Origin of the sequence: Xanthomonas sp. NCPPB 2632, assembly GCF_041228075.2 — a bacterium.
GTDB lineage: Bacteria > Pseudomonadota > Gammaproteobacteria > Xanthomonadales > Rhodanobacteraceae > Luteibacter.
Window position 1 is genome coordinate 1435998 of record NZ_CM192979.1, and the last position, 16569, is coordinate 1452566.

The following is a 16569-nucleotide window of genomic DNA, read 5'->3' on the forward strand; positions in this document are numbered from 1 at the left end:
GAAACTCCGGAAAAGGCGCCGCATTTAAGGTGGCGCGTAGGACACGACCTTGCATGATAATGTAAGGGTCGGGTGAACGGCACCGTTCCCGGGTATACCACGGTAATAAAACGAACTCATGAGCATCCAGATCACTCCCGCCGCCTCCGAACGCATGCGCAGCTTCCTGTCCCGGGCGCCGCAGGCCGCCGGTGTGCGCTTTTCCGTCAAGCGGATGGGCTGCTCGGGCTTCGGTTACGTGGTCGACCTGGCCGGTGCCATCGCCGACGAAGACCAGGTGCTCGATATCGACGGCATCCGCGTCGTGGTCGATCCCACCAGCCTCCCGCTGGTCGACGGCACCCTGATCGACTTCCAGCGCCAGGGCCTGAACGCCTCCTTCGTGTTCCACAACCCCAACGCTACCGGCGAATGCGGCTGCGGCGAGTCGTTCACCGTCGCCTGAAGCCCTCCCCGTAGGAGCCGACGATGTCGGCGATAGGCGTCACGGTGTACCCGTGCCCCCCCCCCCCCCCCCCCCCCCCCCCTGGTTGCGACACCCCCCGGTTTCTCCCTACAATAGGCGGCTGGCCCTTCCCCAAGGAGGGGTCTTCTTGCCTCACCGTACGAACGGGAGGCTGCCATCCCCGGAAGGGGTGCATCCACAAGGAGTCACCATGCGTCATTATGAAGTCGTGTTCCTGGTCCATCCGGACCAGAGCGAACAGGTGCCCGCCATGATCGAGCGTTACAAGGCTCTGATCGAAGGCGACAACGGCACGATCCACCGTCTCGAAGACTGGGGCCGCCGCCAGCTGGCTTACCCGATCGAAAACCTCGCCAAGGCTCACTACGTGATGCTGAACATCGAGGTTTCGCAGAACGCCCTGAACGAGCTCGAGACGGGCTTCCGTTTCAACGATGCCGTGCTGCGCCACCTGGTCGTCCGTCGTGACGAGGCCGATACCGAGCCGTCCTTCATCCTCAAGAGCAAGGAAAAGGACGAACAGAAGGGTTCGCGTCGCCGTGACGACGACAGCGACGGCGACGACCGCCGTGGTGGTCGCGACAACGACAACGATCGCGACAGCGACGACTAATCGGGGATCACAGCCATGTCCAAGTTCTTCCGCCGCCGCAAGTTCTGCCGTTTCACCGCCGAAGGCGTCAAAGAGATCGATTACAAGGATCTCAACACCCTCCGCCAGTACGTGACCGAGAACGGCAAGATCGTCCCGAGCCGCATCACCGGCACGAAGGCACGCTACCAGCGCCAGCTGGCGACCGCGATCAAGCGCGCTCGCTTCCTCTCGCTGCTGCCGTACACCGACAACCACGACGTCTGATCGCGGTAGCCCTCCCTTAACAGGGGAGGGCGTCCGGCGTCACGCGTTTTATTTCGGACAACCGTCCTGGCTGCATGGGGCCCATCCCGTGCTAACGAAACGATAGGAAATACCCATGGAACTCATTCTCCTCGAGAAGGTGAAGAACCTCGGCAACCTCGGCGACAAGGTCAACGTCAAGCCGGGTTACGGTCGTAACTTCCTCCTCCCGACCGGCAAGGCCGCTCGCGCGACCGCCGCCAACCTCGAAGCGTTCGAAGCACGTCGTGCCGAGTACGAAGCCAAGGCCAAGGACCAGCTGTCCGGTGCCGAGGGTCGTGCCGCCAAGCTCGACGGCGCCGAGGTCACCATCGAAGTCAACGCTTCGCCGGAAGGCAAGCTGTTCGGCTCGGTCACCCCGCGTGACGTGGCCGAGGCCCTGGCCGCCAAGGGTCTTGAAGTCGACAAGAGCGAAGTGATCCAGGCCGAAGGCCCGTTCCGCAACACCGGCGAGTACGAAGTCACTGTCGTCCTCCACGCCGATGTCCAGCAGATGGTCAAGGTCAAGGTCATCGGCGCGTAAGCACCGGTTACCGCGATACCCGACGGGCGCCCTTGTGGCGCCCGTTTTCGTTGGTGCCGCGCGACGTGTCTTCCCGGCTTGCCGTGGCAGGCGTCGGCGTGTGGCATTGCGTAATGTCTCAGGCTTCCGCCTCGCCCCGACGCACGCCGTCGCGGCCGCTCGCCGAGGACGACCGGCGTAGCGACGCCGTTTTGCGCGTGAACCGTCCGCTCCGCCTTGGCCGGTCTCGTGCCGCCACCTAGAGTCGGGTGTCCCGTGGGTGGATGGAAGGCGTCGGATGCGTAAGTGGTGGTGGCGGTCGTGCCTCGGCATGGCCGGTAGCTGGATGGGTGGGGCGTCGGCGTGGGCCGCGGATGCGCCGGTCGAAAGCCCGTTCTATCTCGACGCGCGGTATCGCTACAGCAACCTGCATTCCGACGGGGCGCCGAAGCGCGGCCATGCCAATACCCTGCGCACGCGGGTCGGTTATCACTGGCGGATCGGCAACGGATGGAGCGCCTACGGCGAAGCCAGTCGCACCTGGTCGTTGTTCGGCCAGCAGTACGACGACGGCTCCGGGCGCCGCACGCCCTATCCGGCCGAGGCGGACCCGTCCTCCACCGGTATCAGCAACGCCTGGGTGTCCTGGCGCAACGACGATGTGTCCGTACGCGCGGGCCGGCAGTACATCCGCCTGGACGGCGGGCGCTTCGTCAGCAACAACCCATGGCGGCAAAGCCTGCAGTCGTTCGACGGCGTCGGCGTCACCTGGAAGGCCTGGCAGGGCGCGGAGTTTCGTTATTACTGGCTCGGCAGGGTCAATCGCACGCTCGGCTACGATTTTCACGACCGTGACCAGCGCCGATGGAAGCTGGACGCCCATCTGCTCCACGTCGACCAGGCCTTGGCCCTCGGCAAGCTCTCCGCCTACGGCTACTTCATCCGCAACGACACCGTAGCCGCCCAGTCGGTGAGGACGGTCGGCGTGCGCTGGACGGGCAGTGCGGCCGTGGGGCCCGCAGGCGCCACCCTGGGCTGGACGGCGGACGCGGCGCGGCAGCATGCCTATGCGAACAACCCCGCGCGGTTCAGTCTCGGCTACCACCTCGTCGACGCCACCTGGGGCGTGCCCGAGCTGTCGCTGCGGGTGGGTGAGGAACGGCTGGACGGCAACGGCCGCAATGCCATCAACGTCGCCTATGGCGCGGCACGTGCCTTCAACGGCTGGGTGGTGGCTTTCCGCATCCCCCGCAGTGGCCTGCGCGAGCGCTACGTCGGGTTGCTGGGCTCCGTCGATGCCGGCCGGAAGGTCAGCTGGCAGGTCACTTCGCGGCACTTCGTCGCGGACGAGGGCGGGGCGGCGCTGGGCCGCGAACTGGATGCCGGCGTGCTGACCGACCTGGGCCACGGCTTCTCGGCGGAGGTGCAGTTCGGCGATTACCGGGCCGCGGGCCATGGCGTGGACGAGCGCAAGCTCTGGCTGATCGGGCAGTACCGCTTCGGCGAAGCGCCGCGCTGACGGATTCGCCCACAGGTTATCCACAGAGTTATCCCCTCAACGCCCTGGACCGGGGCGCGTATCATGGTGGAACGGCGACCCGGGCCCGGGTCACGCGCCGACGCATGACGAGGTAAACCATGTCTTTCAATCCAGAACGCGGCGATCGCGGCGATCGCAAGCGCCGCCGCGATCGCGAGCCCACGGCGTTCGAGTCCCTGCGCATCCCGCCGAACTCCATCGAGGCCGAGCAGGCCGTGCTGGGCGGCCTGATGCTGTCGCCGGATTCCCTGGACAAGGTGGCCGACAAGCTCACCGACGACGATTTCTACCGCAAGGATCACCGCCTGATCTGGCGCGCCATCAACGAGCTGGCCAACAAGGGCATGCCGTGCGACGCCGTGACGCTGGGCGACTGGTTCGCCGCCAACGACATGGTCGAGATGGTCGGCGGCGCCAGTTATTTGATGGAACTGGCCAACTCCACGCCCAGCGCGGCCAACATCGGCGCCTATGGCGACATCGTGCGCGAGAAATCCGTGCTGCGCATGCTGATCGACGCCGGCACGTCGATCACCGAGGACGGCTTCCGCCCCGAGGGAAAGAGCGTCCAGGAAGTGATGGAGCTGGCCGAGCAGCGCGTGTTCCGCATCGCGGAATCCGGCGCGCGCGGCAAGAAGGACATCGTGTCGGTGCGCGAGGCCGTGGGCGAGGCCTTCCGCATGCTGACCGAGCGATACGAGAAGCGCGGCCAGCTGACCGGTCTTTCCACCGGCTTCACCGACCTGGACGAACTCACCTCCGGCCTGCAGCCGTCCGATCTGGTGATCATCGCGGCGCGCCCCTCGATGGGCAAGACGGCGTTCGCGCTCAACCTCGCCGAAGCCGCCGCCCTGCGCGGCAAGAAAGCGGTGGCGGTGTTCTCGATGGAAATGTCGGCGTCGCAGCTGGCCTTCCGTCTGATCTCGTCGCTCGGCCGCGTGCACGCACAGCACCTGCGTAACGGCGACCTGGCCGAGGAAGACTGGCCGCGCGTCACCTCCGCCATCACCATGCTGTCGGATGCGAAGATCTTCATCGACGACACGCCGGCCATGTCGCCGGTGGAAATGCGCTCGCGCTCGCGCCGCCTGCAGCGCGAGCATGGCCTGGGCCTGATCGTCATCGACTACCTGCAGCTGATGCAGGTACCGGGCAACAGCGAAAACCGCGCCACGGAAATCTCGGAAATCTCCCGCGGGCTGAAAGCGCTGGCGAAGGAGCTCAACGTGCCGGTGATCGCGCTGTCGCAGTTGAACCGCTCGCTGGAGCAGCGCGCCGACAAGCGCCCGATGATGTCCGACCTGCGCGAGTCCGGTGCTATCGAGCAGGATGCCGACGTCATCATGTTCATCTACCGCGACGAGTACTACAACAAGGAATCGCCCGACAAGGGACTGGCCGAGATCATCATCGGCAAGCAGCGTAACGGTCCGACGGACACGATCAAGCTGGCCTTCCTCGGGCACTACACCAAGTTCGAGAACTGGGCGCCGGATGCGTATGTGGGCTCGTTCGACTGATCCGGCGCCACGCCGGGCCATCGCGGCCGCGGCGTGGCTGTCGATGTGCCTGTATGCCGGCGTGTCGGCCGCCGCCGGACAGATCGCACTGCCCGAGCATCCCACCGTCGACCAGCGCGCGGACATCGAGCAGCGCCTCAACGACTGGCCGTTGCTGGCGCGTTTCGCCCGGGACAACGCGACCTACCCGCCACCGAAGCCGGGCGAGAAGCGCGTGGTCTTCTTCGGCGACTCCATCACCGATTTCTGGGGGCGCCCGGTGGGCGAATTCTTCCCCGGGCACGGCTATATCAATCGCGGTATCAGCGGGCAGACCACGCCGCAGATGCTGGTGCGCTTTCGCGCGGACGTGATCGCTCTGAAGCCGGCGGTGGTGGTCATCCTCGCCGGCACCAACGACATCGCCGGCAACACCGGTGCGTCGTCGCTGGGAATGATCGAAGACAACCTGTCGTCGATGACCGAACTGGCACGCGCCCACGGTATCCGCGTGGTGCTGTCGACGTTGCTTCCCGTGCACGATGCGGTGGTGACGGATCAGTCGTTGCGCCGGCCGCCATCGACCATCCGTGCGTTGAATGCGTGGATTCGCCAGTACTGCGCCAGCCAGCACCTCGTTTTGCTCGACTACGCGCCGGCCATGACCGACGGCCACGCCGCACTCAGTCGCGAACTCAGCGACGACGGCCTGCATCCCAATGCACAGGGATACGCGGTCATGTCGCCGCTGGCGGAGCGTGCTGTCGAGAAGGCGCTGGCCGATAGCGGGGTGCGTGACGGACGGTAGCCCGCTCCGTGATTCCGGGTATTCGTGCCGCCTCAACGAAGGTGCGCGTGGCTCGCGGCCTGACACGTTGTTTTAAGACATCGCCCAATGGATTCGGGTATGCCGCGCTGATGGAATATCGGCGATCGCTTCCGTGCCGTGACAGGTTTCATCCCGTCGCATGCGGACGCGTTTCCTCCGAAGCATGCGTACATCAGACGCGCCAGCACCTTGCTTTGTTTCTGGGTATCGACTGACTTACTGCGTCCCGTCGGTTCTCTAGCATCGTGCCCTGGTTTGACGGCATAAAACAGGATCACCTATGGACATTTCGATCAGGCACGCCGGCGTGGCGTCGCTTGCGCTTGGACTTACTCTTTCGCTTTCCGCGTGCACGGCGGCTAATCCGCTCGTGGCAAAAACGCAGAAGCAGCACGAGGAAAAAGTCGCCGCCATTCCCCATTGCGCTCGCAAGCTCGGCACCATCTCGGTGATCGAGCCGGAGGGCGACGTCCACTGGTGGACCCAGCAGCAGTTGCCTTCGCCCACCAAGCTGATCAAGGTGTTCATCAACAAGTCCGGCTGCTTCACGCTGCTCGACCGCGGCATGGGCATGGGCGCGGCCATGCGCGAGCGGGCGCTTGCAGCGGGCGGCGAACTGCGCGGCGGCGCCAACGTCGGCAAGGGGCAGGTCAAGGCCGCGGACTATGTGATGGTGCCCGACCTCATCTCCGCCAACGCCGATGCCGGCGGCAGCGCGCTCAGCGCGTTAGCCAGCGGTCTGATCGGTGGCAGCACCGGTCGCCTGGTCGGCGCGATCAACATCAGTTCCAAGACATCTGACGTCGTGCTCACCGTTACGGATGTCCGCTCGTCCGAGCAGGTCGCCATGACCGAAGGCCACGGCGAGAAGAACGACATCGGCCTTGGCGCCCGCGGTTCGCTGTTCGGTAGCCAGAGCCTCGGCAGTGCCGGTATCGGCGGTTATGCCAACACCACCATCGGTCAGGTCATCACCATGGCCTACCTCGATGCGTACACCAAGCTCGTCAACGAAATGGGCGGCATGCCGGGCAATGCGTCGGCGGCCAGCGCGCGGCAGTCCGGCACGGTGCGTGTCGCGACGCGCCTGTTCGCCACGTCCGCGATGAAGGGCAAGGCGGTGCGCTCGCTCGATCCCGGCATGGTGGTCTACCCGACGGGCGACAAGGTCGGCCTGGTATGGGAAGTGGAGGACGAGCACGGCAACCGTGGCTGGGTCTCGTCGGAACATTTCGACCTGGCCAAGTAACGCCGGATGGCGGCCCTGTCCCGGGGTCGCCATCCCCGTGCCCTACGGTTGCCCGGTCGATGCGACTAGACTGGGCGGTCACTTCCGCCAGGCATGCCGCCGTCGAGCCATGAGCCGTACCACCGTCGCCACCATCCATCTGGGCGCGCTGCGCCACAACCTCGCACGTGTCCGGTCGCTGGCCGGCAGCGCAAGGGTCATGGCCGTGGTCAAGGCCGATGCGTACGGTCACGGCCTGGAGCGTGTCGCCCGTGCGCTGGGCGACGACGCCGAGGCCTTCGCCGTGGCGGCCATCGCCGATGGCCTCAGGCTGCGCGCCGCCGGCCATCGTCAACGCATCGTGGTGCTGTCCGGTCCCGATACGCCCTCCGACATCGCCGAAATGCAGCGGCTGGGCCTCGACGCGCTGATCCATCACGACGCGCAACTGCCCTGGCTGGCCCGGGCCGATCCGGCACGCGGCTCCCTGCGCGTATGGATCAAGGTCGACACGGGAATGCACCGGCTCGGTTTCGACCCCGCACGGATCAGGGATATTCACGCGGCCCTGTCCGCCATGCCGGCGATCGATCCGGAGCTGGGGCTGATGACGCATTTCGCCTCGTCGGAGGCGTTCGACGACGAGGATACCGCGCGGCAGATCGCCTTGTTCAGGCAAAGCACGGAAGGCCTGGCCGGACCACGGGCACTGTCCAATTCCGCGGCGGTGCTGGGCTGGCCGGATGCGCGTGGCGACTGGGTGCGTACCGGCGGTCTGCTTTACGGGCTGTCCGTCGTCGAGGGCAAGACGGGTGACGACTTCGGCTTCCGGCCGGTCATGACGCTGGCCACGCGGCTGGTCGCCATCAACCGTGTCGGCAAGGGCGAGCGGGTCGGTTACAACGGTACCTACACCTGCCCGGAAGACATGGACATCGGCGTGGCGGCCGTCGGCTACGGCGACGGTTACCCGCGCAGTGCCGCGGCCGGTACGCCGGTGCGGATCAACGGCTGCACGGCGCCGCTGGTCGGGCGCGTGTCGATGGATCTCATCACGATCGACCTGCGTGGCGTGCCCACGGCCCGCACCGGCGATCGCGTCACGCTATGGGGCGATGGCCTGCCCGTGGAAACGGTCGCGGCCGCGGCGGGTACGATTTCCTACGACCTCACCTGCGGCATGACGCGCCGCGTGCTGTTCGTCGAAGACGAGACCTGAAGGGCCGCCCGCGTCGGCGTATCGATCCCTGCGACGCGTCTGTGCGATACAGCTCCCTACCTTTTACGGAATGCCCCCGACCATGGCCAAGGCCAAGACCGCCTACGTATGCACCCAGTGCGGCGCCGAGCACAGCAAGTGGCAAGGGCAGTGTGCCGAATGCAACGAGTGGAACGTGCTGACGGAGTTCGTCGTGCAGCCGGCCAAGCCCGCCGCCGTATCGTCGCCCGGCGCACGCCGCGGCGGCTACGCGGGCGACGCGGCCGGTGCGCCGCGCATCACGGCGCTCGCCGAGGTGCTGCTGACCGCCGAGGCGCGCACCCACACGGGTATCGGTGAACTCGACCGCGTCCTCGGCGGTGGCCTGGTCGATGGCTCCGTCGTGCTGATCGGTGGCGATCCGGGTATCGGCAAGTCCACGCTGCTGCTGCAGATGCTCGGCACCCTGGGCGCGGTGCTGCCCAGCCTTTACGTCACCGGCGAGGAATCGCTAAGCCAGGTGGCCGGCCGCGCGCAGCGTCTCGATCTTCCGCTGGCGCCGCTGCACGCGCTGGCGGAGACCTGCATCGAACGGATTCTCGAGCAGGTGGCCACCGCGCGCCCGCGCGTGCTGGTCATCGACTCGATCCAGACCATCTGGACGGAAATGCTTACGGCGGCGCCGGGTTCGGTGAGCCAGGTGCGCGAGTCCGCGGCCAAGCTCACCCGCTTCGCGAAGGAAACCGGCACCTCGGTGTTCCTCGTCGGCCACGTGACGAAGGAGGGCGGTATCGCCGGCCCGCGCGTGCTCGAGCACATGGTCGACGCGGTGCTCTATTTCGAGGGCGAGTCCGGCAGCCGCTTCCGCGTGCTGCGCGCCTTCAAGAATCGCTTCGGCGCGGTCAACGAACTGGGCGTTTTCGCCATGTCCGAGAAAGGCCTGCGCGAGGTCGCCAATCCGTCGGCCATCTTCCTGTCCTCCCACGCCGGGCCCACGCCGGGTAGCGCGGTCATGGTCACCCGCGAGGGCACGCGCCCGTTGTTGGTCGAGGTGCAGGCCCTGGTCGACCAGTCGTCGCTGGGCAATCCGCGTCGCGTGGTGCTGGGTCTGGAGCAGAATCGACTGGCGATGCTGCTGGCCGTGCTGCATCGCCACGGCGGCGTGGCCGCCTACGACCAGGACGTCTTCGTCAACGTGGTCGGAGGTATCCGTGTGCAGGAAACGGCGTCGGATGTACCAGTGATCATGGCCGTGCTGTCCAGCCTGCGTGATCGGCCGCTGCCCGAGAAGACCATCGCCTTCGGCGAAGTGGGGCTATCCGGCGAGATCCGCCCCGTGCCCAATGGCGAGGAGCGCCTGAAGGAAGCCGCCACCCACGGTTTCCGCCGCGCCGTCGTGCCCGCCGGCAACGCCCCCAAGCGCGGCCGGGTGGGCGACATGGAGGTCATCGCGGTAGAGCGCCTCTCCCAGGCCCTGGACGCCAGCCGCGACTAGCCCCGACGCCCGCCGCAACCGCAACGAACGCGTAGGAGCGCACGCTGTGCGCGAAAAGCCAACAAGGCGTTGACGCGGCACCTTCGCTAAAGCGGCAACAAGCCAACAAGGCGTTGACGCGGCACCTTGGCCAGGGCGGTAACAAGCCACAAAGCCTCGCCCCGCTCAAGCCACCCGATGCAACACCAGCTCCAACACCGCCTTGGTCCCAAAAAACGCCAGCAGCAAGATTCCCATCCCTGCCAGCGTCAGGTAAACGGCCCGGATACCCCGCCACCCGTGCCGCCAGCGTCCCCATAGCAGCACGCCGAATACCACCCAGGCGACGATCGACAACACGGTCTTGTGGACCAGGTGCTGGCCGAACAGGTCGCCGACAAACAGCGCGCCGGTCACCAGGGTGAGCGTCAACAGGACGAAGCCCGCGGCGATCAACCGGAACAGCAGCACCTCGGTGAGGGTGAGCGGGGGCAGGGCGCGCAGCCAGTGCCCGAACCGGCTCCGGCGCAGGGCCCGTTCCTGGATCGCCAGCAGGATGGCCAGCGCGGCGGCGATCGAAAGCAGCCCGAACGCCAGCACGGCGATGGTCACGTGCAGCTCGATCTGCCAGGTCATGCTGTCCGGCGCGGTCTTCGGCGCGAGGAACGCGTCCACGGCCACGAAGATCGCCGCCAGCGGGAATACGATGATGCCCAGCCCTGCGACGGGCCGTGACAGGTTGACCAGCAAGGTCAGCACGGAGGCGATCCAGGCCACCAGCGACAGGGCGGCGAAGAAATGCAGGTCCAGCGTGCCGCGATGGGCGCTGAGCAGGACCGCGCCATGGGCCAGGGCAGCCACGCCGGCCAGCGACGCTCCCACGCGCGCAAGGGGCTGCCCGCCCGTCACCAGCGGCCGCGCGAGCGCACCGGCGGCGAACAGGTAGAGGGCGACGGCGACCAGCGAGAAAGTGGTGACGATCATGGCGACGCAGTGTGGCATAGCCGCTTTGCGCCGTGAATGCGACACGCTGTCATTTGCGCGCGTTCGGAGCGTCCGGTACCCATAGTGGGCTATAATCCGTCGTTTACAGCATCTCCGGCACGACTCGCCATGTTCGAATCGCTCAGCAATCGCCTCTCCGATACCGTCAACCGCCTGCGTGGTCGCGGCCGGCTGACCGAGGAAAACATTCGCGAGACGTTGCGCGAGGTGCGCATCGCGCTGCTCGAGGCCGACGTGGCGCTGCCGGTGGTCAAGGCGCTGATCGAACGCGTCAAGGTGCGCGCGGTCGGCCAGGAAGTTCTCAAAAGCCTGTCGCCGGGCCAGGCGCTGGTCAAGGTGGTCAGCGACGAGCTCACGGCCGTCATGGGCCAGGCCAACACCGAGCTGAACCTGGCGGCCACCCCGCCGGCGGTCGTGCTCATGGCCGGCCTGCAGGGCGCGGGCAAGACCACCACCGTCGGCAAGTTGGCGCGGTTCCTGCGCGAGCGCAAGAAAAAGCGCGTCATGGTGGTCAGCTGCGACGTCTACCGTCCCGCCGCCATCGAGCAGCTGCGCACGCTGGCCGAGCAGGTCGAAGTCACCTTCTTCCCGTCGGAAGCCGGGCAAAACCCCGTCGATATCGCCCGTGCCGCCGTGGCGGCCGCCCGCCGCGAGGTCATGGACGTGCTGCTGGTCGATACCGCGGGCCGCCTGCACATCGACGAAGCCATGATGGACGAGATCAAGGCGCTGCATAGTGCCCTCGATCCCATCGAAACCCTGTTCGTCGTCGACTCGATGACCGGCCAGGATGCCGCCAACGTGGCCAAGGCCTTCGCGGATGCGCTTCCGCTCACCGGCGTGGTGCTGACCAAGACGGACGGCGACGCCCGCGGCGGTGCCGCGCTGTCGGTGCGCTACATCACCGGCCGTCCGATCAAGTTCCTGGGCGCCGGCGAAAAATCCGACGCGCTCGAGCCGTTCCATCCGGACCGCCTGGCGCAGCGCATCCTCGGCATGGGCGACGTGCTGTCGCTGGTCGAGGAAGTCGAGCGCAAGGTCGACCAGGAGAAAGCCCAGAAACTGGCCGAAAAGGTCATGAAGGGCAAGCGCTTCGATCTCAACGACATGCGCGACCAGCTCGAGCAGATGTCCAACATGGGCGGCCTGGCCGGCCTGATGGACAAGCTACCTGGCATGGGCAACCTGCCCGACAGCGTCAAGTCCAAGGTCAACGACAACGAACTCAAGCGCATGGTGGCCATCATCGGCTCCATGACCAGGAAAGAACGCCGCCACCCCGATCTGCTCAACGGATCGCGCAAGGCACGCGTAGCGCGCGGCTCGGGCACGCAGCCGGCCGACGTCAACCGTCTGCTGAAGCAGTTCATGCAGATGGAGAAGATGATGTCCAAGCTGTCCAAGGGCGGCAGCAAGGGCCTCATGCGCCAGATGCGCGGCGCCATGAAGGGCATGGGCGGTATGGGTGGCATGGGCGGCGGCATGCCGCCGATGCGCTGATCGCACTAAAGCCCTTCCCTTTTTCGTAACTTTCGCTAAAATGCCGGGTTTACCGCGCCCGCTTCTCGCGCGCGCCTTGCCGGCATACGGCATTCTGGAGCTCGTAATATGGTTAAGATTCGTCTTTCGCGCGGTGGCGCCAAGGGCCGTCCGTTTTATCACGTCGTCGTGACCGACCAGCGCAGCCCGCGCGACGGTCGCAACATCGAGCGTGTCGGCTATTACAACCCGGTCGCTTCGGGCGCCGACAAGCGCCTCGAGCTGGACGTCGCCAAGGTCCAGGCCTGGGTGGCCAAGGGCGCACAGCTGACCGACAAGGTCCGTGCGCTCGTGAAGGAAGCCGGCAAGCTGGCTGCCTGATGTCGATGGAGTCCGGTAAGCGCGTCCGTCTCGGGCGCATTGTCGGACTCTACGGCGTGCAGGGTCAGGTCAAGCTCGAAAGCTGGACCGATCCCCGCATCCAGATCTTCCGTTACCAGCCATGGCTGCTGACCGCGCCGGGCGTGGAAAAGGAGATCGACGGCATCCGCGGACGTGCGCAGGGCAAAGGCCTCGTGGCCACCCTGCCGGGTATCGAGGATCGCGACCAGGCAACAGCGCTCATCGGGTGTGAGATCACGGTCTCGCGCGATGCGCTGCCGCCTCCCGCTCCTGGCGAGTTCTACTGGACCGATCTCGAAGGCCTCGAGGTCGTCACCACGGAAAACGTCGTGCTGGGTCGGGTCAACCATCTTTTCGCCACCGGTGCCAACGATGTCATGGTGGTGAAGGACGGTGAGAGGGAGCGGTTGATTCCATTCGTCCAGGGCCCCTACGTGCATTCGGTCGATTTCGACGCCGGGCGCATCGTGGTGGACTGGGACCCCGAGTTCTAGGCAGCGACACCGGATCATGCGCATCGATGTGGTCTCGTTGTTTCCCGACTTCATCCGCCAGTCGGCGGCGGTCGGGGTGGTCGGCAGGGCGCAACAGCGCGAGTTGTTACAGGTGGAAACCTGGAACCCCCGCGATTTCGCTCCTGACAGGCATCGCACCGTGGACGGTCGCCCTTTTGGCGGTGGACCGGGCATGGTCATGTTGATCGATCCCTTGCGGGCGGCGCTTGCCGCGGTTCGCCAGGCCGCACCGGAGCCGGTGCATGTGATTTACCTCAGCCCGCAAGGTGCGCGGCTGACGCAGAAGAGGACCGAAGCGCTGGCGAGCCTGCCGCGAATCGCCTTGGTCTGCGGACGTTACGAGGGCGTGGACGAACGCCTGCTGGAGCACGAGGTCGACGAGGAGCTCTCGATCGGCGATTATGTGCTGTCCGGTGGGGAGCTTGCCGCAGCAGTCGTCATCGATGCGGTGGGTCGTCTTCAGGAGGGCGCGTTGAACGACGCGCAATCCGCCCAGCAGGACTCCTTCTCGGATGGTCTGCTGGATTGCCCGCATTACACCCGTCCCGAGCATCACGATGCCTGGGGTGGCGTGCCGGAGGTGCTGCTTTCCGGCGATCACGCGGCTATTCGCCGCTGGCGTCGGAAACAGTCGCTGGGTCGTACCTGGCTGCGCCGGCCGGATCTGCTAACGCAGCGTGCGCTCGATGATGAATCGAGGGCATTGCTGGATGAATTCCGCCGTGAATACGCACGGCCAAACGGTGCGGCCGGAAACGACCGCCGTAATAAAAATTGACAGGTGTGCCATGAACAAACTCCTCCAACAGTTCGAAGCCGAGCAGATCACCCGCCAGCTGCCGGATTTCGGTCCTGGCGACACCGTGATCGTCAACGTCAAGGTGAAGGAAGGTAACCGCGAGCGCGTCCAGGCGTTCGAAGGTATCGTCATCGCCAAGCGCAGCCGCGGCCTGCACTCCGCTTTCACCGTGCGCAAGATTTCGCACGGCACCGGCGTCGAGCGCGTGTTCCAGTCGCACAGCCGCGCCATCGACTCGGTTGAAGTCAAGCGTAAGGGCAAGGTTCGCGGCGCCAAGCTGTACTACCTGCGTGGTCTGGAAGGCAAGGCTGCCCGCATCAAGGAAGACATCGCCGCCGCCGCCGCTGCCAAGGTCGCCAAGAAGGCCGCCGCAGCGTCCGCCGCCGCTGCCGCCGCCGAGTAATCGGCTGCTGCAAGGCGCAACGAAAAGCCCGCGAGCGATCGCGGGCTTTTTGCTTTGGCCGGGGCACGGTGCCCTGCGTGCCTGGGCCGCGCCCTACGTGTCTGGTGTAGGAGCGCACGCTGTGCGCGACATCTTTTCGCGAAAACCATCGTGCTGGCGCGCCAGCTCCATGTCACGGCCACAAAACATGCGCGCACATCGTGCGCTCCTACCCATGCCGTGTCGCCATGTGCCGTGATTTACACCGGCATATATTCCTCGGCCAGCACCTTGGCCGGTTCCTGCAGGAAGTTGCCCTGCACGAAGTCGACGCCGCAGGCGAACAGCAGCGACGTGCTGACGGCGTCTTCCACCCACTCGGCAATCGTCTGCTTGCCCGAGGCGTGGCCTTCCTTGCAGATCTCGGCGATTTTCTTCTGGTTTTCCGGATGCTGCGGAAGGTCGGTCATGAAGTTGCGGTCGATCTTCAGGTAATCGGCTTCGATGTGGCTGAGGATCTGGAACGAATTGAGGCCTGAACCGAACTGCTCGATGCCGAACTTGCCGCCGGCCTTGCGCCATCCCGAGACGAATTCCTGCGTGGGGCGCAGGCGGGTCAGCACCTTCGATTCCGGCATCTCGATGACCAGGGTGCTCCGTCTCAGTTGGGCGGCCTCGAGGCGACGAACCAGCCAGGGCAGCAGGTCGCGGTCTTCCAGCGACTGCTGGGTCATCTTCACGAAATACGTGGTGGTCATGCCGTCGTTCTCGCGGTGCATCAGCGCGTCGATGGCGTGGCCGAGCACCCAGCGGTCGATCGCCGGCAGCAGGCCGTTGCGCTCGGCTACCGCGAAGAAATAGGACGGCAGCACGTCGCCCTTGGGCCCGCGCATGCGGACCAGGATCTCGTAGAACTCGCCCGCGGCATCCTGCAGGCTGATGATCTGCTGGTGGTAGAGGCGCAGGCCATCCTTGGACAACGCGTCGCGCACGAGGTCGAGCCAGTATTGCTCGCGCTCCGCGTCCGCTTTCTCGCGGGCGCTCGGGTCGTGCAACTCGACGCGGTTGCCGCCCTGGTTCTGTGCGTTGCGCAGCGCCGCGCTGGCCTGGTGCAGCACCGTGTCGCTGTTGGCGTTCTTCTCGGCCAGCAGGGTGCCGCCGATGGTGATCGTGACGGTCAGCGAGCGCGAGCCGGCGTCGAAGATGTGTTCGGAAATGGCGGTGCGCAGCCGCTCGGTCAGCGCGGCGTGTTCCAGGTCGCCGCGCGGGGACAGCACCAGTCCCAGCGTGTGGTCGCCGAGTACGCCGGCCACGTCGTCCTCGTCGATGGACTCGGCGATGCGCGCGGCGATCGCGGCCAGCAGGGGGTCGGCATTGCCGATGCCGGCGCTGGTGACGATGTCCTTCCAGTTATCGGGCTCGATCAGCAGCACGGCCTGGCCATCGCGACCGGTCGCGGCGGCGGCCACGGCCTCGTCGACGTGCTCAAGCGTGCGTGCACGATTGAACAGGCCGGTGACCGGGTCGCGCTGCAGCTGCGCGACCAGGGCGGCGTCGACCACCTGCTGGCGGAAGACGATCTGCAGGCAGGTCTCGCCCTCGAACGTGGCGTGGGCGAACTCGACCAGGGAAGTGAACGTGCTGCCATCGTCGCGACGGGCCAGCAGTTCGACCGGGGGCGGCGACTTGTCACCCTTGGACAGGCTGCGCAGCGTGGCCTTGAAGGCGTCGGCATGGGTGCCGGCGATCAGGTCGAGGATGGGCAGGCCCAGGATGTCGTCGAACTCGGCAAAGCCGAAAGCTTCCAGGTAGGCCTGGTTGACGCGGACGTGCATGCCCTCGTGCACGTAGGCGATGGCGTCGCGCGAGGAATCCAGCAGCGAGTCGCAACGGCGCTCCGTCTCGCGCAGCGAGGTTTCCAGTCGGCGCACCTGGCGGCGCGTGGACAGGGATTCGAACTCGCGCTCGGTGATCGCCAGGATCTGGTCCGGGCGCCCACGGGGGGCTACGCCGCGGCAGCCGGCGGCGATCAGCTCGGCCACGGCGTCGTCGCGCAGGGTGTCCACGATGGCGATCAGGGCGAGGTCGCGGCCACTGGCATCCAGCTGGCGCATGACCGCCGTCGGCTCGATGCCCGCGGTGTCGGGATTCATCAGCACCAGGTCGGGGACAAGCTCATCGAGGGACGCCTGGATACTCTCGGCGTCGGTCGCCCGGGCCGGCCGGACCGCCACGCCGCCATTGCGCAGCACGTTGATCAAAAGCTCGGCGTCTTCCACCGAATCTTCGATGAAGAGAACCCTGATGACGTTGTCGTGTTTCATGCCGTTCCGGTTGCCGCTGGCCTACCCGA

The 16569-nt window shown here is 66.3% G+C and carries 17 protein-coding genes; 15 read left to right on the forward strand and 2 right to left on the reverse strand.

What is annotated here, in order from left to right; genetic code table 11:
* The first annotated feature begins 118 nt into the window (after positions 1 to 118).
* The 10 genes from AB8808_RS06445 to radA all read left to right on the forward strand — a co-directional run bounded on the left by AB8808_RS06445 (position 119) and on the right by radA (position 9655).
* A complete protein-coding gene (locus AB8808_RS06445) occupies positions 119 to 445 on the forward strand; it encodes a HesB/IscA family protein (RefSeq protein WP_036143001.1) in 327 nt (108 codons plus the stop codon).
* A gap of 211 nt (positions 446 to 656) precedes the next feature.
* Positions 657 to 1079, forward strand: coding sequence for a 30S ribosomal protein S6 (rpsF, locus tag AB8808_RS06450; RefSeq protein WP_036142999.1), 423 nt, complete (start codon positions 657 to 659; stop codon positions 1077 to 1079).
* Positions 1080 to 1094: 15 nt separating this feature from the next.
* A complete protein-coding gene (rpsR, locus tag AB8808_RS06455) occupies positions 1095 to 1325 on the forward strand; it encodes a 30S ribosomal protein S18 (RefSeq protein ID WP_029214018.1) in 231 nt (76 codons plus the stop codon).
* 115 nt (positions 1326 to 1440) lie between these two features.
* On the forward strand, positions 1441 to 1887 hold the full coding sequence (rplI, locus tag AB8808_RS06460; RefSeq protein WP_369927750.1) for a 50S ribosomal protein L9: 447 nt from the start codon (positions 1441 to 1443) through the stop codon (positions 1885 to 1887).
* Between the two features lie 277 nt (positions 1888 to 2164).
* A complete protein-coding gene (locus AB8808_RS06465) occupies positions 2165 to 3385 on the forward strand; it encodes an alginate export family protein (protein ID WP_369927752.1) in 1221 nt (406 codons plus the stop codon).
* A gap of 119 nt (positions 3386 to 3504) precedes the next feature.
* On the forward strand, positions 3505 to 4926 hold the full coding sequence (locus tag AB8808_RS06470; RefSeq protein ID WP_369927754.1) for a replicative DNA helicase: 1422 nt from the start codon (positions 3505 to 3507) through the stop codon (positions 4924 to 4926).
* On the forward strand, positions 4907 to 5713 hold the full coding sequence (locus AB8808_RS06475; RefSeq protein WP_369927756.1) for an SGNH/GDSL hydrolase family protein: 807 nt from the start codon (positions 4907 to 4909) through the stop codon (positions 5711 to 5713). The genes AB8808_RS06470 and AB8808_RS06475 overlap by 20 nt, the downstream gene beginning before the upstream one ends.
* 391 nt (positions 5714 to 6104) lie before the next feature.
* Positions 6105 to 6983, forward strand: a complete 879-nt coding sequence (locus tag AB8808_RS06480; protein WP_369927758.1) for a CsgG/HfaB family protein — start codon at positions 6105 to 6107, stop codon at positions 6981 to 6983.
* A 109-nt stretch (positions 6984 to 7092) separates the two neighbouring features.
* On the forward strand, positions 7093 to 8181 hold the full coding sequence (gene alr, locus AB8808_RS06485) for an alanine racemase (protein WP_369927761.1): 1089 nt from the start codon (positions 7093 to 7095) through the stop codon (positions 8179 to 8181).
* Positions 8182 to 8263: 82 nt separating this feature from the next.
* Positions 8264 to 9655: a DNA repair protein RadA gene (radA, locus tag AB8808_RS06490; RefSeq protein ID WP_369927763.1), complete on the forward strand. Its 1392-nt coding sequence runs from the start codon at positions 8264 to 8266 to the stop codon at positions 9653 to 9655.
* 165 nt (positions 9656 to 9820) lie between these two features.
* Here the strand turns inward: radA and AB8808_RS06495 are convergent, their stop codons facing one another.
* Positions 9821 to 10618 (reverse strand): cytochrome C assembly family protein, encoded by a 798-nt coding sequence (locus AB8808_RS06495; protein WP_369927765.1) that lies wholly within the window; start codon positions 10616 to 10618, stop codon positions 9821 to 9823.
* Between the two features lie 129 nt (positions 10619 to 10747).
* Between AB8808_RS06495 and ffh the strand changes: the two genes are divergently transcribed.
* The 5 genes from ffh (at position 10748) to rplS (ending at position 14237) form a co-directional block, all read left to right on the forward strand.
* Positions 10748 to 12139, forward strand: coding sequence for a signal recognition particle protein (ffh, locus tag AB8808_RS06500; protein WP_369927768.1), 1392 nt, complete (start codon positions 10748 to 10750; stop codon positions 12137 to 12139).
* A 108-nt stretch (positions 12140 to 12247) separates the two neighbouring features.
* Entirely contained in the window at positions 12248 to 12499 is a 252-nt protein-coding gene (rpsP, locus tag AB8808_RS06505) for a 30S ribosomal protein S16 (RefSeq protein WP_029213716.1), read from the forward strand.
* A gap of 5 nt (positions 12500 to 12504) precedes the next feature.
* The gene (gene rimM / locus AB8808_RS06510; protein WP_369931334.1) at positions 12505 to 13014 is read left to right on the forward strand and encodes a ribosome maturation factor RimM; all 510 of its coding nucleotides are present in this window, start codon (positions 12505 to 12507) and stop codon (positions 13012 to 13014) included.
* A gap of 16 nt (positions 13015 to 13030) precedes the next feature.
* Positions 13031 to 13813: a tRNA (guanosine(37)-N1)-methyltransferase TrmD gene (gene trmD / locus AB8808_RS06515; protein WP_369927771.1), complete on the forward strand. Its 783-nt coding sequence runs from the start codon at positions 13031 to 13033 to the stop codon at positions 13811 to 13813.
* Between the two features lie 10 nt (positions 13814 to 13823).
* Positions 13824 to 14237 (forward strand): 50S ribosomal protein L19, encoded by a 414-nt coding sequence (rplS, locus tag AB8808_RS06520; protein WP_036142965.1) that lies wholly within the window; start codon positions 13824 to 13826, stop codon positions 14235 to 14237.
* 239 nt (positions 14238 to 14476) lie between these two features.
* Here rplS and AB8808_RS06525 read toward each other — a convergent pair whose 3' ends face one another.
* Positions 14477 to 16540, reverse strand: coding sequence for an EAL domain-containing response regulator (locus tag AB8808_RS06525; RefSeq protein ID WP_369927773.1), 2064 nt, complete (start codon positions 16538 to 16540; stop codon positions 14477 to 14479).
* Between the last annotated feature and the right edge of the window lie 29 nt (positions 16541 to 16569).